This is a genomic window from Sphingomonas sp. QA11, from assembly GCF_028473665.1.
Taxonomy (GTDB): domain Bacteria; phylum Pseudomonadota; class Alphaproteobacteria; order Sphingomonadales; family Sphingomonadaceae; genus Sphingomonas; species Sphingomonas phytovorans.
In genome coordinates this window covers 5,176,745-5,199,698 of sequence record NZ_CP098774.1, presented here as the reverse complement: position 1 = coordinate 5,199,698, position 22,954 = coordinate 5,176,745, and the positions used below count along the sequence as shown (strand labels likewise).

Genomic DNA, 22,954 nt, shown 5'->3' with positions numbered 1-22,954 from the left:
GGATCAGCCGTGCGATACGGCAAAGGCGTTCGGATCGGCGGCAATCCGCGCGGTGACCTCCGCTTCGCTCAGCACGGTGATGAAGGCGTTTGCGCGGTAGGTGTCGGCCTTCTTGGCCAGTTCCGACCATTCGCTGATCGCCGTATCCACGCCGAGCGAGGCGATGAAGGATTCCTGCCCCCCGATATCGTTGGCCAGCGTCTTCAGGACGCTGCCGATATCGTCCGACAGCGCATGCCAGGCGCCCCGCGCCTTCTGCACGATCGGCAGCGCCGAATTAAGCGCGGTCAGCACCCCGTCCAGGCTGGTGCCCGCCGTGGTCAGGTCCTGCGCCATCAGCCGCTTGCTGGCGAGTTCGTCGGAATCCTTGTCGAACTGCTCCTGCGCGGCGCGCATCGCCCTGAGCGCGGCCGTCGCGCGCGCGCCATAGATGCCGGCGACCACCGCTGCGGCGATAGTGCCCGCCGGCACGATCCAGCCATAGGTCGGGGTGGTCGCGGCGAGCTTCACGTCCTTCGCATATTCCGCATTTTCGGCGTCGATCACCGCCTGTTCGGTCGCGAGATCCGCCTCCAGCTCGGCGATGCGACCGTTATCGCCCTCAAGCTCGTTACGGTAACGCGTCTGCAACGGATCGAGCAGCGCCTTGTCGGCCTGGGTCTGGGCAATGAAGCTGGCGATCGCCGCCTCGACCGCTGCCGCGCGATCGCCGCGTGTCTGGGCATCCTTGACCAGGTTGGTCAGCACCTGGGTGATCTGGACCTGCGCCTTCTCCTCGGTCAGCACCCCGTCACTGACCTTGTCGGCGATCTTCGAGATCGCGCCGTAGAACACCGGCACCTTGTTGCGCCCGTAATCGACGATGTCGGAGGCGAGGGACACGGTTTCCGGGAAGGTGTTGATCGAGAAATCGTGGCAATGATCGTGAACGCCCGAATAGGCGCTCCACAGCGGCGCGAAATAATCGGCATCCGCGCTGTTGATGCCGAGCTTGGCAATCGCCTCCGCCCCAGTGATCGGCAGCGTCACCGCCGCCTGAAGATAAGTCTGGAGCGTGATCCAGTCAGTCGAGGCGAGAAAGAAGCTGCCGTCCGGATTGGTCGTCGCCTTGGGCGAAAGCGGCGACGTCGTCGTGGTTGCGCTCGAAGCCATCATGCAGTCCCCATCATCCGCGAAGCACGGGGAATAACGCTTATTCCGGAAGTGTTACAACCGAAGCGGCGCTGTGGAGCAACGCGGTGCCACCCCCTCGTCGCCCGCAAAGCCCGGTCGGACGCACCCGGTCCACCCCGGACCTTGACGCGCTGTGCCGACGCGCCCACGCCGCCGCTCCCAACTTATGCGCCATAGTTCAGGCGAGCCGGCGCGCGCCGCTAATTCGGAAATGATTACATCTCAATGCGTTTTCCTCGCCTGTTCAGCCGAGCGTCCAATGACATGGCGATCGATCTCGGGACCGCCAACACCGTCGTCTATCTGCGCGACCGGGGCATCGTGCTCAACGAACCCTCCGTCGTGGCCATCGAGACGCTGGACGGCGTCCAGCGCGTGCGCGCGGTGGGCGCCGAAGCCAAGCTGATGATGGGCAAGACGCCCGACACGCTTCGTACCGTCCGGCCGATGCGCGACGGGGTGATCGCCGACATCGACGTCGCCGAACAGATGATCAAGGCGTTCATCGACAAGGCGCATGGCGGGAAGAGCCGGCTGCCGCGCAACCCCGAGGTCGCGATCTGCATCCCCTCCGGCGCGACCCCGGTCGAGCGGCGCGCGATCCGCCAGGCGGCTGAGAATGCGGGCGCGCGAACCGTCCACCTGATCGAGGAGCCGATGGCCGCGGCGATCGGCGCGGGCCTTCCTGTCACCGAGCCGATCGGCGCGATGGTGGTCGATATCGGCGGCGGTACGACCGAGGTGGCGGTGCTGTCGCTGCGCGGCCTCGCCTACAGCACCTCGGCGCGGGTCGGCGGGGACCGGATGGACGATGCGATCGCCTCGTACATCCGCCGCAAGCACAACCTGATGATCGGTGAATCGACCGCCGAACGCGTGAAGATCGAGATCGGAATGGCCAGCGCGGAGACAGCGCAGGACGGCCTGGTCATGCGGGTCAAGGGACGCGATCTGGTCGCCGGCGTGCCCAAGGAGGTCGAGGTCACCCAGGCCGAGATCGCCGGCTCGCTCGCCGACCTGGTCGGCCAGGTAGTCGAGACGGTGCTCGGCGCGCTCGAGCGGACCGAACCGGAGCTGGCCGCCGATCTCTACGACCAGGGCATCGTCATGACCGGCGGCGGATCGCTTCTCTCCGGCATCGACGAGGCGCTGGCCAAGGCGACTGGCCTGCCGGTGATCGTTGCGGAAAACGCACTGATCTGCGTCGCGATGGGCGCCGGGCGCGCGCTGGAGGATCCGGTTTACCGGGGAGTCACGACAACGGCTTGAGGGCCGCGGCACCCGACCCCGCGACTTTCTCCGAGGAGCGCATGGCACCTCTATTGGCGATGAAGGACGATGTTGAAGCCTTCATCGGGGGCCGGTGCCACGAAATGCCGGGTGAACAGGTCGAACTCCTCGTCCGTCACGATGAACTCGTGCTCGCCCTTGGCATTTCGTTCGCGAAGGCGCGCTTTGCAAATCTCGTCGGCGACGTCGAGATAATGGAGCTGGTGCGCCACCCCCGCCTCCTCGAACAGAATGCGCATCCACGCCCGACTGGCCAGGGTGTTCGCGGGAAAATCCAGGACGACGGAAACACCGGTTCGCAGCAGCGCCACCAGATGCGGCGCCATCGCATTCCGTAGGCGCGTCGAATTGCGCACATAATCGGCGAGACTGGTCTGCTCGCCGGGATAGAGCCTGGCAAGCCATTGATCCTCAGCCACCACGATGGTGCGAGGGAGGGCGCCGAGGCTGGCGGTAAGCGTCGATTTCCCGGCGGCGATCTTGCCGCAGATGAGGTGCAGCGTCGTTTCCTGCGTTGACATCATCATAGACCTTGAGCGTGGCGCGTCGGGCGCCATGGTGTTCACATGCGGGCGGACCCGGCCTGACGGATCAGGCCGGGTGCTTAATTCGACCGCTGATCGCGGCGCCTGCAATGTGAACCGGGAAGGTCATGGGCGGTTTGTGCCAGCTGACGGCCTTTCGGTCCAGCCGGTGCCTGTCCATTTTCCGCCGACTGCCCCCTTTGAACCGCCTGCGCAGCAGCGTCGGCATGCCGGCTTGCAAGCCCGCGGCCTATCCGGCGAACGCGACCAGCAAGGGCGCAGCGCCCTCGACCATCGCCTCAAGCCGGTCGCCGCGCAGGATCGGGCCGACGCCGGCGGGGGTGCCGGTGAAGATCAGGTCGCCGGGCCTGAGGTCGACATAGGTTGACAGCTCGGCGATGATCTCGGGCACATTCCAGATCATCTGGTCGAGCGTACCCGACTGGCGCGGATCGCCGTTGATCGTGAGGGAAATCCTGCCGCTGGCCGGCGGAATGCCGGGGGTCAGCGGGCCGATCGGCGCTGAGCGGTCGAAACCCTTGGCCATGTCCCAGGGGCGGCCAGCCTTTTTCGCTTCCGCCTGGAGATCGCGGCGGGTGAGGTCGAGCCCGGCCGCATAGCCGAAGATCAGCCCGGCGGCGTCAGCCACCGGGATGTCAGTGCCGCCCCCGGACAGCGCCACGACCAGCTCGACCTCATGATGAAGATCGGCGGTGCGGGCGGGGAACGGCAGCACAGTGCCGCCATCGACGACGGCGTCGGCCGGCTTGGTGAAGAAGAAGGGTTTCTGCCGGTCGGGATCGGAGCCCATTTCCCGCGCATGATCGGCGTAGTTCTGCCCGACGCAAAAGATGCGCCGGACAGGAAAACGATCGGGCGTGCCCATGATGGCCAGCGTGGCCGGGGCAACGTGCGGAAGCGGCATGGCGCGGTCGGCTTTCAGAAAGGGCGCGACGGCGGATTCCGTCAGGCCTTCACCCGGTGCAGGCCGCACAGCTTGTTCCCGTCGGGATCGCGCAGATAGGCGAGATACATCGGCCCGAAGCCGCCATCGCGCAGGCCGGGCGGGTCCTCGATCGAGCTGCCGCCATGCTCGACCCCCGCCTTGTGCCAGGCATCGGTCTCTTCCGGGCTTGCCATCGTGAAGCCAATGGTCCCGCCATTGGCATGGCAGGCATTCTTGCCGTCGATTGGGGCCGACACCATGAAGATTCCGCCATTGTGCATGTAGATCAGGCGGCCTTTGTCATCCTGGAAGGCGGGCTTGCCGCCGAGAGTGCCGAAGAGCGCGTCGTAGAAGGCCTTCGATCGGGCGATGTCGTTGCTGCCGACCATCATGTGGCTGAACATTCATGTCTCTCCTTTGCGCAGGAGACTCGCCCGGACGAGAGACCGCGTCAAGATACCCCGCGGCTCCGATCAGCCGGTCAGCGCAGCGGTGATCGCGAGCATCGGCGGGGTGAAGGCCAGCGGACGCATCAGCGCGGTCGCCAGGGTGATGGCGCCGAAGCCCCAGAAATACGCCGGATGCACCTTGCCGCGCGTGACCAGATCATAGGTCACCGCCACGCCGATATAGACCAGCATGATCAGCCAGATCGACCAGATGATCCAGGTGCCGAGCAGCGGCAGCGGCAGCAGCCGGCCGGCGCCGGGCGTCATGATCATGATCGCAGCGCACAGCATCAGCCGGCGGTGCCAGTCGGTCCGGTGCCGCATCCGTACCCCGGCCCAGGTGAGGCCGGCGAAGACCAGCACGGTCAGCCAGTCCATCACCAGGAAGACATTGATTTCGAAAAAGGGCGGGATTCGGTGATTGATCGCCGCCAGCGTGTTCACGCTGAGCCCGACCAGCACCATCCAGCCGACATAGCCTGCCGCGAACCGGCCGAGCCGGCGATGCAGCGCGATGTCGTTGCGATAGACGAGGACATTCTGCGCCACATAGATGGCGAGCCAGCCCATGAAGGTGATGCCGTGGACATGCACCCACCAGGGCGAGGCGAAGCTCGACCGGCCGGCGACGAGTTGAAGCGTGAATCCGGCGACCACCGTCGCTGAAATCGCCAGTGCCATGATGAGGAAGAAACCACGGTCCCTGACGACCGCATCCCGCCCGAAGCCGCCCACTATTGTCGCCATGTCGTCTGCCCCCGCAAAACGTCAGCCGACAGTATCAAATAGCGCGGTGCCCGACCAGCCTTCGCCGGACGCTGATCATGGCCCCGCCGGGATAGTGATGCCGTGCCTGGTGCGCCGGCGGTGGAGCAGGGCGAGCAGCGGGCGTTCAAGCAGCAGATAGGCCAGGATTCCACCGCCGATCGCGGCAAGGCTGGCGGTGACGGCGAGGATGGCGGGCGGCACGTTCAGGCGCTGGCCAAGGACGAAGACGAATTGCAGCGGGAAGATCTGCCACAGATAGATGGAATAGCTTGCGTCGCCGAGCAGCAGGAGCGGGCGCCATTTCGGAATGCCGGCGCCCCGCGCCTCGAAGAACAGGACGGCCGCCAGGATCAGCGTCACCATCACGCCGACCCTTCCGACCGGCAGGGCAGTCCACACACACAGCGCGGGCAGCAGGAAGACGAGTATCTGCCGCCGCCGTTCCGGCCTGACCCAGGCCATGCCGACCCAGCCGCCCGCGACGAATTCAAGCAATATCGGCTGGGTCCAGGCAGCCCCCGCCCCGGTCGGGCCGCAGAGGAAGCCAAGCGTGACCAGGCCGCAGATCACGCAGGTCAGCACCAGCATCCGGTAGCGTGGCAGCACCAGGATCAGCGCGAAAAGCGTGTAGAACAGCATCTCGACGTTCAGCGTCCAGCCGACCGGAAGGATCGGCAGGATGATTCGCCCGGCAGTGAGGTCACCATAGGGAATGAAGGCGAAGGAGGTCAGGATCCGGACCGGATCGAGCGTCATGTATGGCGCGAGGCCGACCACGGCGACCATGATGAGCGCGGCGGTCGCGATCCAGTAGAGCGGGGCTACCCGCAACAGCCTGTCCTTGAAGAAAGGCCAGGGCCGCGCGCCGCCGTCAGTGATCGCGATCATCAGGAAACCGCTGAGCACGAAGAAGAGGTCGACGCCGCGGGAACCGATTCGCCAGGGCGCGCCGGCCGCCTCGGTCGCGTGGAACAGGACCACGCCGGTCGCCGCGATCGCACGCAAATATTGCAGGCCGAACAGACGACGCCGCGCCATGGCGGGCCGATCGACGATATCAGGCTCCTCCATCGTCACGGCGCGGTCCCCCGGCCTGACGATAGGGCGTGGCGGAATTGTCCTCAACCCGACCCAACCACATCCGCGACGAATTCAGCTCAGTCGAGCATTGACGCATCGCACCATTCACAATAATGCGACGCACTCGCAATAAGGAAGCATGATGTACCGTTATCTCGACCGCGCGGTCGGCCGGCTCGAAGAGCCCGAGCGTTTCCTGCTCACGGCAATGCGGACATGGGTCGGCGCGGCGCGCGCCGGGCGGTGCTGCTGCCACGCGCTCCATGCCGGTTTCGCGCGGCGCGGCATCGCCGAAGCGCTGCCCGATTTCAACATGCTGATGGCGACGCTCGACCAGGAAAGCCTCAGCCAGGTGCGCTTCGGTAGCGCCGGATCGGCCAGGACGACCGACGACGAGGCGCGGTTGCTGGCGCTGTTCGCGACGGCGCAGGAAGGGCCGATCGGGCGGCTCAAGCGCGTGGCGGCCGGGCTGGTGACCGAGGACGCGGTGGCCAGACTGGCGCAGGCGGCCGATTTCGTCGCGACCGCGATGACCGACACGACGGTGCAGCGCCCATGAACATGCCCGTGCGCCCGCCAAGGACCATCCCCGATCATGCCGCGTTCCAGACCGTGCCGGTCCGTTGGGTGCGGCACTGGAACGAGCATCTGTTCAGCTTCGCGGTCGAGCGGCCGGCAAGCTTCCGCTTCAGGTCAGGCGAGTTCGTGATGATCGGACTGCCCGGCGACGAGGATCCCGGCGGCAGGCCGCTGATGCGCGCCTATTCGATCGCCAGCCCGGCCTGGTCCGACGAGATCGAGTTCCTGTCGATCAAGGTGCCGGACGGACCGCTGACCTCGCGGCTCCAGACGATCAGGCCCGACGACCAGCTCTATCTCGGCCGCAAGCCAACCGGCACCCTCGTGCTTGACGCGCTGCTCGGCGGGAAACGGCTGTTCCTGCTATCGACCGGCACGGGGCTGGCCCCCTTCCTGAGCGTGGCGCGCGACCCAGATGTCTACGACAGGTTTGGGCAGGTGGTGATCGTCCATTCGGTGCGGCGCGTGAGCGACCTCGCCTATCATGACGAACTGACCGCGCAGCTCGCCGGTGATCCGCTGGTGGGCGACCAGGCGCTGCTTCAGTTCCATTATGTGCCGACGGTGACGCGCGAGCCGTTCAGGACCTGCGGGCGGATCGACACGCTGGTGGAGAATGGCCATTTGTTCGGTCCGCCGCTGACCGGGGCGAAGGCGTTCGATCCGGAGCATGACCGGGTGATGTTGTGCGGCAGCACCGCGATGATCCGCGACACCGCGGCGATGCTCGAGGCATGCGGGTTCGAGGAAGGGTCGAACAACAAGCCCGGCCATTATGTGATCGAGCGCGCCTTCGTCGGCTAATGGCTGGCCTCGGCTCTGAGCGGGGAAGAGGATCGCCTGCCAGAAAAGGAACATGCATCCATCAGTGGATATGGGTGCGGTTGACTGTTGGTTGGAGCATCCCGATCTGCACGGCGCGGCGACATTCGCGCCGGGTTGCAATTCGGAGACGCAAGATGGCGGGACCCAGGCTGTTCGAACCCCGGTCGATCGGCGCGCTGACGCTGTCGAACCGGATCGTGATCGCGCCGATGTGCCAATATTCGGCGGTCGACGGCTGCATGACCGACTGGCACCAGATCCATCTCGGCAATCTGGCGCTGTCGGGCGCGGCGCTGCTCACGATCGAGGCGACCGCGGTGCTCCCCGAAGGCCGCATTTCCCATGCCGATGTCGGCCTCTACGACGACGCGACCGAGGCGGCGATCGCCCGGACGCTCGACAGCGTCCGTCGCTGGTCCGACATGCCGGTCGCGATCCAGCTCGCCCATGCCGGCCGCAAGGCATCGACCGAAGTACCGTGGAAGGGCGGCGCGCAGATCGCGCCGGGCGCCCCGCTCGGCTGGCAGACGGTGGCGCCCTCCCCGATCGCCTTTCATCACAAGGACAATGCCCCGCTGGCGCTCGACCGGGCCGGGCTCGATCGGGTGCGGGAGGCGTTCGCCGCTTCGGCCCGGCGTGCGGCACGGCTCGGCCTTGACGCGGTGCAGATCCACGGCGCGCATGGCTATCTGCTCCACCAGTTCCTGTCGCCGCTGTCGAACCGCCGCGACGACGATTATGGCGGCAGCCTTGAGAACAGGATGCGCTTTCCGCTCGAGGTGTTCGATGCTGTCCGCGCTGCCTTCCCCGCCGACCGGCCGGTGACGATGCGACTCTCCGGCAGCGACTGGGTCGAGGGCGGCTGGGACGTCGAGCAGACCGTCGCGTTTGCCCAGGCGCTCGAGGCGCATGGCTGCAGCGCCGTGCACGTATCGAGCGGTGGGCTCGACCCGCGGCAGGATATCCCGGTCGGCCCCAGCTACCAGGTGCCGCTCGCCCGCGCGGTGAAGCAGGCGACCGGCCTGCCGGTGGTCGCGGTCGGGCTGATCACCGACTACGAGCAGGCCGAGGCGATCATCGGCACCGGCGATGCCGACTTCGTCGCGCTTGCCCGCGGCATTCTCTACGATCCGCGCTGGCCCTGGCACGCGGCCGCGCATCTCGGTGGACGGGTGAAGGCACCCGACCAGTATCTGAGGTCACAGCCGCGCCAGCACCGGGATTTGTTCACCCCCTCTTCCGTTCGTCGCGAATAGCCGTCGAGCGTGTCGGGGCGGCGTATCGAGGGACAAGCGCAGCACGCCAGCCTGGCTCGATACGCACGATGGTGACTCGGGCGCCCGCGCCCTACATCACCACCATCGCCACCGCGGCGGCGCCCATCACCGCCGTCGCCGCCCAGCCGAAGAAACGCAGTCTCAGCGTCGCCGTATAGTCGCCCATGATCGACCGGCGCGAGACGACGATCATCATCACCGCCATGATCGGCACCGCGACCACGCCGTTGATGACCGCGCTCCAGAACAACGCCTTGATCGGGTCGATCGGCGACCAGTCTATGCCGATGCCGAGCAGCGTCGATACGGCGATGACCGAGTAAAAGCCCCTCGCCTCGAACAGCTTGTTTTCCAGGCCGATCTTCCAGCCGCGCGCTTCGCCGATGGCATAGGCGGTCGAGCCGGCAAGGACCGGAATGGCGAGCAGGCCGGTGCCGATGATGCCGAGGCTGAACAGCAGGAAGGCGAACTGGCCCGCCACCGGCTTCAGCGCGCTGGCCGCGTCGGCGGCGGTGGCAATGTCTGTCTTGCCTGCCGCGTGCAGCGTCGCCGCCGTGCCGATCATGATCGCCAGCGCGACGAGGTTCGACACCGCCATGCCGCTGAAGGTGTCGAAATTGATCCGGCTGAATTCGCCGCGCGCCTCGCCCGGCGCGTCGTTCAGGGCGTGCTTGGCGTCGTCGCGATCGACCTCTTCCACTTCCTGCGAGCTTTGCCAGAAGAAGAGATAGGGGCTGATCGTCGTGCCGAAGATCGCCACCACGGTGGTGATGGCGGTGGTGCCGGCCACGGTCGGCCAGACCATGCCCCAGCCGACCGCCGCCCAGTCGACCTTCACCATGAAGACCAGGGCGACATAGGCGAGCAGCACCAGGGTCATCCATTTCAGGATCCCGGCATAGCGGTGATAGGGCACGAAGACCTGGAGCAGCAGCGACACGATCGCGAAGATCGCGGTGAAGATGTGGTCCCCCGCCCCAAGCACGAGCTGCGCGGCCGCCCCCATCGCCGCGAGATCGGCGCCGATATTGATCGTGTTGGCGACGAACAGCATCATGACGAGGCCGGTGACGATCCAGCGCGGCATGATCTTCACCATGTTGCTCGCCAGCCCCGCATCGGTGACGCGGCCGATCCGCGCGCTGACCAGCTGCACCGCGGTCATCAGCGGATAAGTGAGCACCAGAGTCCAGAGCAGCCCGAAGCCGAACTGCGCGCCGGCCTGCGAATAGGTGGCGATACCGCTCGGATCGTCATCGGCCGCGCCGGTGATGAGGCCGGGGCCGAGTTGCTTGATCAGCCCGGGTTTACTGCCTTCAGGCTTCATGCAGCGATCCTTGATGAGGCGGCCGATATCCGGGCTGAGTGACAACGGCATGCGCGCCGGATCGTTCATCGTCACGTGCAATCGTTGTCGGATTGCGGTTCGAGGGACAAGTCCCTCGTCTACTCTACTGTGACCTGCTCGACGATCGGCCCGCAGCCAGCTAATCTAAGGCCATGTCTCTGAAGCACGTTGCCGCGCTAGCGGCGCTCTTGCTATTGAACGGTAACGTTGCTGCTGCCGCGGAAAAAGGCGGTGTTCTCGATTGGGGATGCAACGATGTCGTGGCGATCGGACGCGTGAAGACCCTCGCCTATACCGACATGACCGGCAATGATGACGTGCTCGGCCACGGCCGTTTCGACACGCAGGTTTCGGTCAAGCGGCTTGTACGAGGGCATGAGGCGAGGCGAACTCTGCCGGCAAGCCGGATTGCACATGGTCAGATAAGGTCCGACCGAGACTTCATCCTAGTATTGACCCGTTCTTCGGTAAACGCGTCATATACCATACGCACCGCCGCGCTTTGGAAAGCGACGCCTCGCCCGGTTCTCGCGGCAGCGTGCTCACCGACTCCATAGTACCGACGCAGCTATACATTGCCCCTGCCCACGAGGTCGACGCGCTGGCCGCCTCATGAAGTGTCCGATGATAGGAAGCTGCTATTTTGGCTTGCGCGTGCTTGAAGTAGATCGGTTGCAGCAAGCTCCCCGGACGACGTCAGACGACCGACCCGATCGCCACATCGTCCAGCGCCAGCCAGTCGGCCATGCGGCGCAGTTCGGCGGTCAGGCGCTCCATCGTCCCGGCGGCCGCGGCGGGCTCAAGCGTGATGCGGTGCGCGACGAGGCGTGACGACTGGCGATCGGCCTTGAGATCGACGCGCGCGACGATCCGGTCGTCGAGCAGGAAGGGCAGGACGTAATAGCCGTGGATGCGCTTCTCGGCGGGCGTGTAGATCTCGATCCGGTAACGGAAATTGAACAGCCGCTCGGCACGGTCGCGTTCCCACACCAGCGGATCGAACGGGGCAAGCAGGGCCGCCGTCCGGATCCGGCGCGGGCGCTTCGCGTCGCGATGGAGCCAGGCCTGCTGGGACCAGCCCTTCACCGCGACGGGGATCAGCACCCCCTCCTCCGCCAGCGTTGCGATGGCAGTGCTCGCCTCGGCCGGCTTGTGGCGGAAATAGTCGCGCAGATCAGTGGCGGTGGCGATGCCGTGCGCACGGGCGGCACGCTCGATCAGCGCGCGGTGAGCCTCGGCTTCGGGCGGCGTCGGCAGCGCGAGGATGCGCGGCGGGATGACACGCTCGGTCAGGTCATAGACGCGCTCGAAGCTGCGGCGGCGGGTCGCCGTGGTGATATGGCCGGCCCAGAACAGGAATTCGAGCGCATGCTTGGTCGGGCCCCAGGCCCACCAGCCCGTGCTGCTTTTCCCCTCCTCGAAATCGGACGCGGCAAGCGGACCTTCAGCGCGGATACGGGCGAGGATGGCCTCCGCTTCCGAACGACGTTCGCCGGCAAAGGCGCGCATGCTTTTCCAGCCGGCGCCGCCCGCATCGGCCCGGGCCATGCGCCAGCGCAGCAGGGGATGAAGCCCCAATGGCAGGAGCGATGCCTCGTGCGCCCAATATTCGAACAGCCGCCGTTCCGCCTTGCGCCCCCAGGCGGCTGTGTCGAGCAGCGTTCGGTCGTAATTCCCGAGCCGGGAAAAGGCGGGGAAATAATGCGCGCGGGCAAGCACGTTGACGCTGTCGATCTGGTGCAGCGCCAGCCGCTCGATCGTCCGGCGCAAATGGCCCTGATCGGCGCGCGCAGGATGTTCGGCACCGAAGCCCTGCGCGGCGAGCGCGATCCGTCGCGCCTGGGCCTGCGACATCGTCTCGGACGGGATTGCGCTCAGGATCGTTCAGCCCGTTCGGCCGCGCGGATCCAGTCAATGGCCGCATCGCGCTCGCGCTGGTCCTTGAAGGCGGTGGCCGGATCGGGCGCGTCGCCGAGCGAATGGAGCAGCGCCCACAGCGCAAAGCGGCGGCCGGGCTCGCGCTCGGTCCAGAAGGCGGTGCCGAGCCGTTCGATCCCCAGCTCGATCGCCGGATCGTCGAGCGTCTCGATCGCGGTCGTACCGAAATAATGATGAAGCAGCGCGTCGAGATCCAAGCCAGTTCCCCGGAAGGCCCCGTCAGTCGGCGCCGCGGCCGACCATGCCCTGCGCCGCGCCCGCCGCCAAGCGCCGTTCGTCCGGGCGGCGATCGGAATGCGGCCTTCCGTCGCTCAGGCGCTTTCGCGCCGGGCGGGCAGGTCGAGCAGGCCCGGCGCGAGCCGGCCGGTCGGATCGAGCATCGTCTTCCAGTCGCGGAAGCGGTCGAAACACTCGACGCCGAAATGGGCAGCGATATCGAAGCCGGGATAGAGGAGCTCAGTCTGGGCATAGCGGCGGAAATTCGGATGGGCCCGCAGCCACAGGCTGAATTCCGCATCTAGCGCGCGGATCGCGATATGGTCCCAGCCGCCTTCAGGTTCCTCGCCCCAGATGCCGACCGCGACCAGGTCCTGCTGGCCCGGGTGGATCAGCGGCGGGGTGAAGTGGCGGAAGGGCAGCGAACAGGCATAGGCCGGCCGTGCCAGCCACGCATGGCGATGCCGATCGCCGATCGCCGCCAGCTCCTTCCGGGCCTGGTTCCAGACGGGGCGAGGCACAAAGGCCGAGAAACAGATCGCCTTCTCCCAGGTGCGGCGGCTCGACGGCACGCGGCCGCGCTTGCCCGCCGGGAAGGGTTGGCCGGCACCGGAGCGCGGCCTGACCGCGAGGGTCGCCGAAACGATGATGCAGAGCTGGCCCATCGACCCGAACAGCCAGGGAAAAAGCGGATCGGTGCGCCCGACGGTCCGCACCGCGCCCTCCAGGGTGACGATATCGATGCTCTCGACACATTCCCAGAAGCCGCCGTGGCGGGGGCTCTGCGCCCCGAAGCCGCCCGCCGAGATATAGCCGCCGATCGTGGCCGCCGCCATATTGCCGTCATCGAGGACGAGCAGTTCATAGCCGAACGGCTGAAGCAGGCGCTGCACGTCCCACATCGTCGCGCCCGCGCCGGCGGTGATCGTGCCGGGATGGGCGAAGACATAGGAATCGAGGCCCTTCGTCTCGATCAGCACTTCGCCCGAGCGCGGGATCGACGAGCCGTTCATCGAATAGCCGGCACCCCTGATCCGCACCGCCATGCCGCGCCCCTTCACCTCGGCAAGGCCGGCCCATAGCGACCCCACGTCCGGCGGAGCGAAGCGCCAATAGATGCCGCTACTCTGATGGAATCCGCCATAATCGGTCATCGGCCGCGAAGTCGGTTCGAACATCGGCATGCCGGAGAAATGTCATACTCTGCGGAGCCACCCAAGCGCAGGTGGCCCCAATGTCGATCCAATTCACCGCATTTGCTTGCTTTCGATCAGTGTGAATCCCCGGAACGACCCTGGCGGCGGGGCGTCTTCCCACCACCATGTCACCACCCAGCACTCCCCTTCACCCCTGGCGGCACCAAGCACAGGACGCATTGCAGGCGATGCTGCACGATCTCGTCGACGAGACGCGCTTTCCTTGTGTCGGCGCCAAGGCGGCACTGGCGCGCGGCACGCTGGAGGTGCTCGCGTGCAACCGGATCGACAGCGCATGGGACGATCTGCGCATCCATGATGGGCTGCTCGCCTTCGCCACCGCCTATCGCGAGGCTCCCGCGCTGTTTCGCAGCTTCGCCGTAGTGTTCGAAGGGCCCGAAGACCTGCGCGAAACCAATTTCGAAGCGGCGCTGTGGGATAGAGTCCAGTCGCTCTCGGACAAGGATGTGTGGCGCGGCCAGCACTATGATCCGGCGGTCAGCCCCGATCCGGAGAATCCGCATTTCTCGCTGAGCTTCGGCGGAGAGGCGTTCTTCATCGTCGGGCTGCATCCCCATGCCAGCCGTCCGGCACGTCGGTTCGCCCGGCCGACGATGATCTTCAACCTGCACGACCAGTTCGAGACCCTGCGCGCCCAGGGGAAATATGAAGGGATGCGCGAGAAGATCCTGGTGCGCGACGAAGCGCTGGCCGGATCACGCAATCCGATGCTCGCGCGGCACGGCGAGACAAGCGAAGCCCGGCAATATAGTGGCCGGGAAGTGGGCGCCGACTGGCGCTGCCCGTTCCGCTATGCAGGAGATACGCCTTGAACGCTGTGACCGAGATTCCCGAAAGAAGCGGAACGGCGTTCCCTCTGGCAATAGGCGAGACGCTGGTGGTGATCGATCCCCGCGGCGAGCAGGTGGCTGACCTGCTTGCGTTCAGCGCGGCTGACGTGAACGAGGTGATATCGTCCGGAAGGACGCTCGACTATGCGTCGCGCCTCTATCTCACCACGGGCGACAAGCTCTATTCGAACCGGTCGAACATCTTGCTCGAAATCGTCGCCGACACGGTCGGACGCCATGATTTCCTGCTGACGCCCTGTTCGGCCGACACCTTTCGCCTGCTCTACGACGACCTGGCGCCACACCGGGGGTGCTTCGGCAATCTCGCCGCGGCGCTCGAGCCTCACGGCATCGCGCCCGACCGAATCCCGATAGCGTTCAACTGTTTCATGAACGTGCCGGTCGACGGCGCGACGGGCGAACTCAAGGTGCTGCCGCCGCTGAGCAAGGCAGGCGACCATATCGCCTTCCGAGCTGCGGCCGACCTGATCATCGGCCTGACCGCCTGCTCGGCACCGGATTCGAACGGCGGCAGCTTCAAGCCGATCCATTACCGGATCGAGCCCGCTGCCTGACGATCCTATGGTTCCCGATGGCTGATCGCGTCCTCGATGCCGAGCGAGCCGAGCACCAGCAGGAAGAGGCTCATGCCGCCGACCACGAGATACAGGAAATAACTGCCGTCCATCGAACTGCTCCATCCAGGTGAGGAGCGAAGCGTGCGCGCTTCCCGGTGGGGAGGCTTTGACCCGCGTCAAATTCATGTCCGCAGACAAGGCACGCGCACGATCCTATAGGCGGACCATGATCGCGAGCGACATCTGCGCCGACTGCGCCGTCAGGGACCGGGCGCTGTGCGGCAGCCTGACCGATCGCGAACTGGGCGCGCTCAACACGCTCGGCCGCCGGCAGAAGGTCGCGCGCGGCGAGACGCTGATCTGGGCCGGGAGGCAAAGCGTGGTCTGCGCCAATCTCCTGACGGGCGTGCTCAAGCTGAGCGTGTCGACCCCGGACGGGCGCGAGCAGATCGTCGGCCTGCTCTATCCCGCCGATTTCGTCGGGCGTCCCTATGCCGGGGAGGCGGATGTCACCGTCACCGCGCTGACCGATGCCGAGCTTTGCGTCTTCCCCAGGGCATCGTTCGAGAAGGTGCTTGAGGATCATGCGCGGATGGAGCGGCTGCTGCTCCAGCGCACCTTCGCCGCGCTTGAGGAGGCACGGAGCAGGATGCTCATGCTGGCGCGCAGTTCGGCTGCGGAGAAGGTCGCGGGCCTGCTGCTGGGCATGGCCGATCGCGTGGCCGGGTCGGGCTGCCGAGCGACCCCCGAAGGACCAGTGACCTTCGACCTGCCGCTGTCGCGCGGGCAGATCGCCGATGTGCTGGGCCTGAGCATCGAAACGGTCAGCCGGCAGATGACCGGATTAAGGGACGCGGGCATCGTCGCCCTCCCCGGCGCGCGGGCCGTGACGATCCGCGACCGCCCGGCGCTCGAGGCGCGGGCAGGACTAAACTGACCCGATAGGTGCTTGCATCGGCGCATAACGGCGCTATCGACTACAGATGTAATCGACAATACCGGAGCTCCATGTGAAGAAGCTGCTTGCCATCGCTATTCTGGCGCCCGTCGCCCTTACCCTCTCCGCACCGGGTTCTGCCCGCGACGCGGCACGGGTGGACGAGCATTGGCTTCTTGTCACCGACATGTGGGGCACCCCGGCCTATTCGACGCTGACGCTGGTCAGCGACGGCGGCCGGCTGTCGGGCGACCTGGATGGCGATCCCCTGAAGGGCGACGCGTCGGGCAAGATGCTTCGCTTCGTCGCGACCGACGCGAAGGGCACCGACTATCGCTATGCCGGCACGCGGAACGGCGCGGCGATGGCGGGCGAGGCCGATCTCGCCGATTCCAACACGCCCGGCACGCGGGTGCGCCACCGCTTCACTGCCCGCCGCCTGCCCGAGCGGCCCGATGGCCCGCCACGCACCCATGACTTCAGCCCGACCGACTATTCCAACCTGTTCAGCGCCGACCGCGCGCCGGTCCTGACGATCTGGCCGGGCGACACGGTGCGCACCAGCACGGTTGATTCCGGCGGGGTCGACGCGGCGGGCGTCACCCGCGCGTTGTTCGGCAACCCGCAGACCGGGCCCTTCTATGTCGCGGGCGCGGTGCCTGGCGATACGCTGGCGATCCATCTCAAGCGCCTGACCCCGAACCGGGACTATGCCGACAGCCTGGACAGCGTCGTCGGGCGCGCGCTCGGATCGAGCCTGGTCGCGAAGGCGGGCGACCTCGGCAAGCCGGTGCGGTGGAAGCTCGATCGCGCGGCGGGACGGGCCAGCCCGGAGGGAGCAACGGGGGCGCTGAAGGACCTGTCGGTGCCGATGCGACCAATGCTTGGCGGCCTCGCCGTCGCGCCGGGCTTCGGCTCGGCGCCGATGTCGACCGGCGACACCGGGCGCATCGGCGGCAACATGGATTTCAACGAAGTCGTCGCGGGCAACACCGTCTACCTGCCGGTGCAGCAGCCAGGCGCGCTGCTCTATCTCGGCGACGCGCATGCGCTGCAGGGCGACGGGGAGACATCGCAATATGCGCTCGAGACGTCGATGGACGTCGAATTCAGCGTCGACGTGATCAAGGGCAGGTCTTTCGGATCGCCGCGTGTCGAATCGCCGACTCAGATCATGGTGCTCGGCCAGGCGGGATCGCTCGACGAGGCCCTGAAGGCAGCGAGCACCGGGCTGCTCCAGTGGCTCCAGCAGGATTACGGCCTGACCCTGTCGCAGGGCGCGCAGGTGATGGGCAGCGCGGTCAGCTTCACCGTGGCCAACCTCGCTGGACGCAGCGTCGGCGTCTCGGCGCGGATCGACAAGGCGCTGCTGCCCGCTCGGTCGAAACCAATGCCCTAGCGGGCCGCACCGCGGTGCAAGGGGCTGGCGACCCCGTGGATCAGCCGGTCAAGCGACCATGCACCGCCACCGCGGGCGACCAGCGGGAGAAGGATCGCGGCCCAGCTCAGATGAGTCGGCCATGCATCCGGATAGACGAAGATCTCGATCACCAGCGTCATGCCAAGCAGCGACGCGGCGGAGAAGCGCGTCATCAGGCCCATCACCAGCAGGATCGAGAAGACATGTTCAGACCATGTCGCAGCGACCGCGGCGATGTCGGGCGGAATGAGCGGCAGTCGATAGTCGGTGCGGAACAGTTCATAGGTCCCGGGGGTGATGCTGATCAGCCCTTCGACCTTAGTCCGGCCGGACTGGAAGAACACGCCAGCGATGCCGAGCCGTGCGATCAGGAGGAGGAAGGCATCGGGCACCAGCGCCGTCAGGCGGCCGGCGGCGCGATCGTAGAGCGCGACGAGCGAGATCATGGCGGGTCTCCGCGAGAAAGGGTGGCCGGGGCGGGAGGAGCCCCGGCCGGAACCATCAGGCCCTGGGCGTGAGCGAGCCATTGCCCTTTGGGGTCTTGATGCCGGCGCAGGTGCCCGCCTTGACCAGCTTCCAGGCATCGCCCTGGTAATTGACCCTGGAGGTACCGGCGCAGCTCGTACCCGCGCCGGCCTTGCAGTCGTTCTTGCCGGCAAGGGCGACGCCGTAGCATTTCTCCATTGCCGGAGCCTGGGCCGAGGCAGAAGTTGCGATCGCGGTACCGGCGGCGGCAAGCGCGATGGCGGCGGCGAAACGGGCATGGGTGGGACGCATGATGGAAATCCTTTGATGATGGGACACCTCGCGCACGACCCGGACGGGACGATCCGGGCCGTGCGGTGACCGGAGGAGAGGGTCGAAACCGGGTCACGATGGCAATTCGCCCGGAGGACGGCCAAGGTTACGCACGGGTCGCGAATTATTTCGCGCATGCCCGGCCGCAATGCCGTAACCTTTTCCCCGCGGGCGGCGAAGAAGGACTCGAGGAGCGCTGATGCGGGCGAGCGAGGACCAGTTGCGAGCGTTGATGATCAGCGGGCTGGACGGCAACGCCGCCGACCATGCCGCGCTGCTGCGCGCGCTGGCGCCGCTGCTCCGCGCTTTTTACCGCCGCCGCTGGTCGGGTGGCGGCGACGATATCGAGGACCTGGTGCAGGAAACGCTGATCGCCGTGCATAGCCGTCGCGGCACCTATGACCGGACCCGGATCTTCACCGGATGGCTGTTCGCGATCGCGCGCTACAAGATGATCGATCATTTCCGGCGCACCCGGCGGTTCGTGCCGGTCGAGGGGCTGGAGGAACTGCTGGTCGCCGAAGGTTTCGAGGAATCGAGCGATGCGCGGATGGATATCGACCAGCTCCTCGAAACCCTGCCGCCCAAGCAGGCGCGGATGATCCGCGCGACGCGGATCGAGGGCGAGAGCATCGCCGAAGCCGCCGCCGCCGGCGGGATCGGCGAATCCGACGTCAAGGTATCGGTACATCGCGGACTCAAGGCGCTGATGGCGCGCGTCCAGGGGATCGGCCGATGAATACCGACCAGCTCATCGACCAGCTTTCGCGCGACGTGCCGCCGGTGCGGCGCAATGCGGTCGGCCGCCGGATCGCGATCGGCGCCGCGGTCGGGGCACTGGTGTCGATCGCCTATGTCGTGATCGGCATGGGCGTCAGGCCCGATCTCGGCACCGCGATGCACGGCTTCCCGTTCTGGGTGAAGTGGGGCTACACGCTGTCGCTCTCGCTCTGCGCGATCGTGGCGACCGTGCGGCTCGCGCGGCCTGACAGCGGGAGCCTGCGCTGGCTATGGCTGCTGGCCGTGCCCGTCAGCCTGCTCGCCGGGCTCGCCGCGGTGGAGCTGATCCGCACCCCCGAAACCGAATGGCTGGCGATGTGGCTCGGGCATAGCTGGAGGCTGTGCCCCTGGCGGGTGTTCGCGCTGGCGATGCCGATCTTCGCCGGGCTGCTCTGGTCGTTCCGGCGGCTGGCGCCGACCCGGTTGCGCGCCGCGGGCGCGGCGGCGGGGCTGGCGGCGGGCGCCTTCGCGGCGACGGTCTATTGCCTCCACTGTCCCGAGGTCTCGGCGATCTTCGTGCTCACCTGGTATTCGCTCGGCATCCTGCTCGCGACCCTGCTGGGCGCGCTGCTCGGCCCGCGCCTGCTGCGCTGGTAAATATTCCGCCGCTGTAACCGGCGGGCGGCGGGCGGCGAACTGGAGGGGCCAATCAGGCAGATCCTTTCCAGGAGTTTCCACCATGACCATGTTCCGTACCAGCGTCAGCTTCGCCGCTTCCGCCGCCGTCATCGCAATCGCCGCCGCCGCGCCGACCGCCCCCGCCTTCGCCGCGGGTGCCGGCGCCGCCAAGGTCCATTGCTACGGCATCAACACCTGCAAGGGCACGTCCGACTGCAAGACAGCGAAGAACGACTGCAAGGGCCAGAACGACTGCAAGGGCCAGGGCTTCAAGGAACTCAGCGCCAAGGCCTGCACCAAGGCGGGCGGCAGCCTGACCGCGCCCAACTGACAAGCGCAGGGCCCGGGCGCGGTGCGTCCGGGCCACCCTCCTTTCCGCCCCGGGAGAGCATCACCATGATCCAGCCAGTCTTTTCAGGTTACGGCCTGGGCCTGCGCAAGCCGCATTATGCCGAGTTCCTGACTCACCGGGTCGCGGTCGACTTCGTCGAGGTGATCTCGGAGAATTTCATGGTCGATGGCGGCCGCCCCCGCGCGATCCTGCGCGAGGTGCGCGAGCGCTACCCGGTCGCGCTGCACGGCGTGTCGATGTCGGTCGGATCGGCCGACGGGGTCGACGGCGCCTATCTGCGCCGCCTGCGCGCGCTTGCCGACGAGATCGAGCCGCTGTTCATATCCGACCATCTGAGCTGGACCCGGATCGAAGGGTTCAGTTCGCATGACCTGTTGCCCCTGCCCTATACCGACGAGGCGCTCGACCTGGTCTGCGCCAATATCGGCCGCGCACAGGATTCGCTCGGGCGCGCGATGCTGATCGAAAACCCCTCGAGCTACCTCGCCTTCGACGGCGCCGACCGGACCGAATGGCAGTTCCTCGACGCCCTGTGCGCGCGAACCGGATGCGGGCTGCTGCTCGACGTCAACAATGTGTTCGTCAGCGCCTCGAACCACGGCTTCGACCCGATCGCCTATCTCGACGGCGTGCCGCACGACCGGGTCAGCCAGATCCATCTCGCCGGGCACAGCCAGGGAGAGGAATTGCTGATCGATTCGCACGACCAGCCAGTGCCCGTCTCGGTCTGGGACCTGTACGCCCATGTCCTGCCGCGGCTCGGCCCGGTGGCGACGATGATCGAGCGCGACGACGATATCCCGCCGCTCGCCGACCTGCTCGCCGAACTGGCGATCGCGCGCCGGATCGGCGGCGCGGGCGAGAGGATCGCGGCATGAGCCTGCTGGCGATGCAGCGCGATTTCAGCGGCTGGCTGAAAAGCGGCAGCGAGGACTCGATGAACCGCATCGGGCACCGCCATGCCCCGGGCCTGCGCGTGTACCAGAATAATTATCGCGCTCAGCTCATCGCCTGTCTCGAGCAAAGCTTCCCGCATACGCTGGCGTGGATCGGCGGCGAGGCGTTTCACGCGGCGGTGGTCACGCATATCGACCGTTTCCCGCCGAGCAGCTGGACGCTCGACGCCTATCCGCGCGACTTCCCCGCGACGCTCGCCGCGCTGAACCCGGACGATCCGGAAATCGCCGAGCTCGCCTGGATCGAACTGGCGCTTGGCGAAGCCTTTGTCGGGCCCGACGCCCCCGCGATCGGCCCCGACCAGGTCGCGGCGGTCGACTGGGACGCGGCGATACTGCGCTTCACCCCCACGCTCGACCACCGGGCCTCGATCACCAACGCCCCGGCGCTTTGGTCGGCGCTCGATGCCGGGGAGATGCCGCCGCCTGTCGCGATGCTGCCGGAGGCCGGGGCGATCCTGGTGTGGCGGCACGCGCAGATATCGCGGTTCCGCGCGATCGATAGCGAGGAACTCGGCGCGCTGACGCTTGCCCGTGCCGGCATGCCGTTCGCCTCGCTCTGCACCGCGCTGGTCGAGCAGCATGGCGAAGAAAGCGGCATCGCGCTGGCCGGAACGCTGCTGGGCCGCTGGCTCGGCGACGGGCTGTTGTGCGATATCGTCGGCGATGAGGAGCCAGCGCGCCAACCGGTTTGAGCCTGCCGTCGCCGGAACGCATGTTCCTGAAAACAGCGTACAGTGCCAGAAGGCGGGACCGTGACCCGCAAGATCATCCATGTCGACATGGACGCCTTCTACGCGTCGGTCGAGCAGCGCGACGACCCGGCCCTGCGCGGCCGGCCGCTGGCGGTGGGCAGCGCGAGCGGGCGCGGCGTGGTGGCGGCGGCGAGTTATGAAGCGCGGCGGTTCGGGGTGCGGAGCGCGATGCCTTCGGTCACCGCGCTGCGGCGCTGCCCGGAGCTCGTCTTCGTGCCGCCACGCTTCGAGGTGTACCGCGCCGTCTCGCAGCAGATCAGGGCGATCTTCCTCGACTATACCCCGCTGGTCGAGCCGCTGTCGCTCGACGAGGCCTATCTCGACGTGACGGAAAATCTGCGCGGCATCCCCTCGGCGACCGAGACGGCGGCGGAGATCCGCGCGCGTATCTTCGACACGACCGGGCTGACCGCCTCGGCCGGCATCTCCTACAACAAGTTCCTCGCCAAGCTCGCCTCGGACCAGAACAAGCCGAACGGGCAATGCGTCATCACGCCCGGCGCCGGCGCCGCGTTCGTCGAGAAGCTCGAGGTCGGGCGATTCCACGGCATCGGCCCCAAGACAGCGGAGAAGATGAACCGGCTCGGCATCCACAGCGGCGCCGACCTGCGCGCGCACGACCTCGCCTTCCTCCAGGCGCATTTCGGCAAGGCGGGCGCCTGGTACCACGCCATATCGCGCGGCGAGGACGACCGGCTGGTCACGCCGGACCGGCCGCGCAAATCATCGGGATCGGAGACGACCTATAGCGATGACCTGATCACGCCCGAACAGGTCGAGGCGGGCGTGTGCGACATGGCCGACGATGTATGGGCATGGTGCGAGAAATCGGGCGGGCGGGGCCGAACGGTAACGGTGAAATGCCGCTATGCCGATTTCCGGACGGTGACGCGCAGCCGGACCAGGAACGCCCCGGTGAACGATCGCGAGACGCTGCACGAGACAGCGGTCGCGCTGGTGCGGACGCTATATCCGCTGCGGGCCGGGATCAGGCTGATCGGGGTGACGCTGTCGACCTTCGATGGCGGGGAGGAAGATGCGGCGCAACTCGACCTGCTGACGCCCGGATAAAGAGGCGGGCCGGGGCGCTCTTTCGCCATTCGCGCGGATGATTTTTTCTTCCGCTGTTATGTTGGATTTTCCGGGCGAAATTTCGCTTTCTGTTCAATCGGATACGGGCTTTTACCGCTGTTATGCATAACAGCGGTAAATCCGCGCGATATGACGCGAAAACGGCGCTGTTTTCATGGCGAACCATGCGGGGTTTCGTCTGTTCTTGTGCGGTCATGAGAAAGAGCGA

27 protein-coding genes are annotated in these 22,954 nt (G+C 66.8%); 15 read left to right on the top strand and 12 right to left on the bottom strand.

All coding sequences use genetic code 11. The features are described 5' to 3' along the window. Nucleotides 1–3: 3 nt before the first annotated feature. Complete coding sequence (locus tag NDN01_RS24095; protein WP_272624752.1) at nucleotides 4–1,155, bottom strand: alpha-xenorhabdolysin family binary toxin subunit A; 1,152 nt, start codon at nucleotides 1,153–1,155, stop codon at nucleotides 4–6. 243 nt (nucleotides 1,156–1,398) lie between these two features. Here NDN01_RS24095 and NDN01_RS24090 point away from each other — a divergent pair, with 243 nt between their 5' ends. Continuing rightward, nucleotides 1,399–2,442, top strand: a complete 1,044-nt coding sequence (locus NDN01_RS24090) for a rod shape-determining protein (RefSeq protein WP_272624751.1) — start codon at nucleotides 1,399–1,401, stop codon at nucleotides 2,440–2,442. A gap of 50 nt (nucleotides 2,443–2,492) precedes the next feature. On the opposite strand, the gene NDN01_RS24085 is transcribed toward NDN01_RS24090, so the two are convergent. The 5 genes from NDN01_RS24085 to NDN01_RS24065 all read right to left on the bottom strand — a co-directional run bounded on the left by NDN01_RS24085 (nucleotide 2,493) and on the right by NDN01_RS24065 (nucleotide 6,221). After that, entirely contained in the window at nucleotides 2,493–3,020 is a 528-nt protein-coding gene (locus NDN01_RS24085; protein ID WP_272624750.1) for an AAA family ATPase, read from the bottom strand. Between the two features lie 217 nt (nucleotides 3,021–3,237). Then, a complete protein-coding gene (locus NDN01_RS24080; protein WP_272624749.1) occupies nucleotides 3,238–3,912 on the bottom strand; it encodes a fumarylacetoacetate hydrolase family protein in 675 nt (224 codons plus the stop codon). Between the two features lie 41 nt (nucleotides 3,913–3,953). Next, a complete protein-coding gene (locus NDN01_RS24075; protein ID WP_272624748.1) occupies nucleotides 3,954–4,337 on the bottom strand; it encodes a VOC family protein in 384 nt (127 codons plus the stop codon). Between the two features lie 69 nt (nucleotides 4,338–4,406). Next, nucleotides 4,407–5,129, bottom strand: a complete 723-nt coding sequence (locus tag NDN01_RS24070; protein ID WP_272624747.1) for a hypothetical protein — start codon at nucleotides 5,127–5,129, stop codon at nucleotides 4,407–4,409. Nucleotides 5,130–5,204: 75 nt separating this feature from the next. Beyond that, on the bottom strand, nucleotides 5,205–6,221 hold the full coding sequence (locus tag NDN01_RS24065) for an acyltransferase family protein (protein WP_272624746.1): 1,017 nt from the start codon (nucleotides 6,219–6,221) through the stop codon (nucleotides 5,205–5,207). A gap of 148 nt (nucleotides 6,222–6,369) precedes the next feature. Here NDN01_RS24065 and NDN01_RS24060 point away from each other — a divergent pair, with 148 nt between their 5' ends. The 3 genes from NDN01_RS24060 to NDN01_RS24050 all read left to right on the top strand — a co-directional run bounded on the left by NDN01_RS24060 (nucleotide 6,370) and on the right by NDN01_RS24050 (nucleotide 8,890). Beyond that, a complete protein-coding gene (locus tag NDN01_RS24060; protein ID WP_272624745.1) occupies nucleotides 6,370–6,789 on the top strand; it encodes a hypothetical protein in 420 nt (139 codons plus the stop codon). A gap of 2 nt (nucleotides 6,790–6,791) precedes the next feature. After that, on the top strand, nucleotides 6,792–7,613 hold the full coding sequence (locus NDN01_RS24055; protein WP_272628403.1) for a ferredoxin--NADP reductase: 822 nt from the start codon (nucleotides 6,792–6,794) through the stop codon (nucleotides 7,611–7,613). 155 nt (nucleotides 7,614–7,768) lie between these two features. Next, complete coding sequence (locus tag NDN01_RS24050) at nucleotides 7,769–8,890, top strand: NADH:flavin oxidoreductase/NADH oxidase (protein ID WP_272624744.1); 1,122 nt, start codon at nucleotides 7,769–7,771, stop codon at nucleotides 8,888–8,890. Between the two features lie 91 nt (nucleotides 8,891–8,981). On the opposite strand, the gene NDN01_RS24045 is transcribed toward NDN01_RS24050, so the two are convergent. After that, a complete protein-coding gene (locus NDN01_RS24045; protein WP_272624743.1) occupies nucleotides 8,982–10,307 on the bottom strand; it encodes an NRAMP family divalent metal transporter in 1,326 nt (441 codons plus the stop codon). A 104-nt stretch (nucleotides 10,308–10,411) separates the two neighbouring features. Between NDN01_RS24045 and NDN01_RS24040 the strand changes: the two genes are divergently transcribed. Beyond that, nucleotides 10,412–10,816, top strand: coding sequence for a hypothetical protein (locus tag NDN01_RS24040; RefSeq protein ID WP_272624742.1), 405 nt, complete (start codon nucleotides 10,412–10,414; stop codon nucleotides 10,814–10,816). 139 nt (nucleotides 10,817–10,955) lie between these two features. On the opposite strand, the gene NDN01_RS24035 is transcribed toward NDN01_RS24040, so the two are convergent. From NDN01_RS24035 to NDN01_RS24025, 3 genes are all read right to left on the bottom strand, one after another. Beyond that, on the bottom strand, nucleotides 10,956–12,113 hold the full coding sequence (locus tag NDN01_RS24035; protein ID WP_272624741.1) for a winged helix-turn-helix domain-containing protein: 1,158 nt from the start codon (nucleotides 12,111–12,113) through the stop codon (nucleotides 10,956–10,958). Between the two features lie 20 nt (nucleotides 12,114–12,133). Then, on the bottom strand, nucleotides 12,134–12,394 hold the full coding sequence (locus tag NDN01_RS24030) for a hypothetical protein (RefSeq protein ID WP_272624740.1): 261 nt from the start codon (nucleotides 12,392–12,394) through the stop codon (nucleotides 12,134–12,136). A gap of 114 nt (nucleotides 12,395–12,508) precedes the next feature. Continuing rightward, nucleotides 12,509–13,597, bottom strand: coding sequence for an FAD-binding oxidoreductase (locus NDN01_RS24025; protein ID WP_272624739.1), 1,089 nt, complete (start codon nucleotides 13,595–13,597; stop codon nucleotides 12,509–12,511). 137 nt (nucleotides 13,598–13,734) lie between these two features. Between NDN01_RS24025 and gntA the strand changes: the two genes are divergently transcribed. From gntA to NDN01_RS24005, 4 genes are all read left to right on the top strand, one after another. Then, nucleotides 13,735–14,442 carry a guanitoxin biosynthesis heme-dependent pre-guanitoxin N-hydroxylase GntA gene (gntA, locus tag NDN01_RS24020; RefSeq protein WP_272624738.1) on the top strand — a complete coding sequence of 236 codons (708 nt, stop codon included), beginning with the start codon at nucleotides 13,735–13,737 and terminating at the stop codon, nucleotides 14,440–14,442. Further along, nucleotides 14,439–15,035, top strand: coding sequence for an urea carboxylase-associated family protein (locus NDN01_RS24015; RefSeq protein WP_272624737.1), 597 nt, complete (start codon nucleotides 14,439–14,441; stop codon nucleotides 15,033–15,035). The genes gntA and NDN01_RS24015 overlap by 4 nt, the downstream gene beginning before the upstream one ends. A gap of 229 nt (nucleotides 15,036–15,264) precedes the next feature. Continuing rightward, on the top strand, nucleotides 15,265–15,975 hold the full coding sequence (locus tag NDN01_RS24010) for a Crp/Fnr family transcriptional regulator (protein WP_272624736.1): 711 nt from the start codon (nucleotides 15,265–15,267) through the stop codon (nucleotides 15,973–15,975). Nucleotides 15,976–16,048: 73 nt separating this feature from the next. Then, nucleotides 16,049–17,374, top strand: a complete 1,326-nt coding sequence (locus tag NDN01_RS24005; RefSeq protein ID WP_272624735.1) for an acetamidase/formamidase family protein — start codon at nucleotides 16,049–16,051, stop codon at nucleotides 17,372–17,374. Here the strand turns inward: NDN01_RS24005 and NDN01_RS24000 are convergent. Both NDN01_RS24000 and NDN01_RS23995 read right to left on the bottom strand, forming a co-directional pair. Further along, nucleotides 17,371–17,841, bottom strand: coding sequence for a DoxX family protein (locus tag NDN01_RS24000; RefSeq protein ID WP_272624734.1), 471 nt, complete (start codon nucleotides 17,839–17,841; stop codon nucleotides 17,371–17,373). The two genes, NDN01_RS24005 and NDN01_RS24000, sit on opposite strands and share 4 nt — an antisense overlap. Before the next feature lie 55 nt (nucleotides 17,842–17,896). Continuing rightward, complete coding sequence (locus NDN01_RS23995; protein WP_272624733.1) at nucleotides 17,897–18,172, bottom strand: BufA1 family periplasmic bufferin-type metallophore; 276 nt, start codon at nucleotides 18,170–18,172, stop codon at nucleotides 17,897–17,899. Between the two features lie 220 nt (nucleotides 18,173–18,392). Between NDN01_RS23995 and NDN01_RS23990 the strand changes: the two genes are divergently transcribed. The 6 genes from NDN01_RS23990 to dinB all read left to right on the top strand — a co-directional run bounded on the left by NDN01_RS23990 (nucleotide 18,393) and on the right by dinB (nucleotide 22,725). After that, the gene (locus NDN01_RS23990; RefSeq protein WP_272624732.1) at nucleotides 18,393–18,932 is read left to right on the top strand and encodes a sigma-70 family RNA polymerase sigma factor; all 540 of its coding nucleotides are present in this window, start codon (nucleotides 18,393–18,395) and stop codon (nucleotides 18,930–18,932) included. Next, entirely contained in the window at nucleotides 18,929–19,570 is a 642-nt protein-coding gene (locus NDN01_RS23985; RefSeq protein WP_272624731.1) for a DUF1109 domain-containing protein, read from the top strand. The genes NDN01_RS23990 and NDN01_RS23985 overlap by 4 nt, the downstream gene beginning before the upstream one ends. Before the next feature lie 82 nt (nucleotides 19,571–19,652). Beyond that, nucleotides 19,653–19,922, top strand: coding sequence for a BufA2 family periplasmic bufferin-type metallophore (bufA2, locus tag NDN01_RS23980; protein WP_272624730.1), 270 nt, complete (start codon nucleotides 19,653–19,655; stop codon nucleotides 19,920–19,922). 65 nt (nucleotides 19,923–19,987) lie between these two features. Next, nucleotides 19,988–20,821, top strand: coding sequence for an MNIO family bufferin maturase (gene bufB / locus NDN01_RS23975; RefSeq protein ID WP_272624729.1), 834 nt, complete (start codon nucleotides 19,988–19,990; stop codon nucleotides 20,819–20,821). Then, nucleotides 20,818–21,594, top strand: a complete 777-nt coding sequence (locus tag NDN01_RS23970; protein WP_272624728.1) for an HvfC/BufC N-terminal domain-containing protein — start codon at nucleotides 20,818–20,820, stop codon at nucleotides 21,592–21,594. Before bufB ends, NDN01_RS23970 begins: the two co-directional genes overlap by 4 nt. Nucleotides 21,595–21,681: 87 nt before the next feature. Beyond that, nucleotides 21,682–22,725 carry a DNA polymerase IV gene (gene dinB, locus NDN01_RS23965; protein ID WP_443025267.1) on the top strand — a complete coding sequence of 348 codons (1,044 nt, stop codon included), beginning with the start codon at nucleotides 21,682–21,684 and terminating at the stop codon, nucleotides 22,723–22,725. Nucleotides 22,726–22,954: the final 229 nt, after the last annotated feature.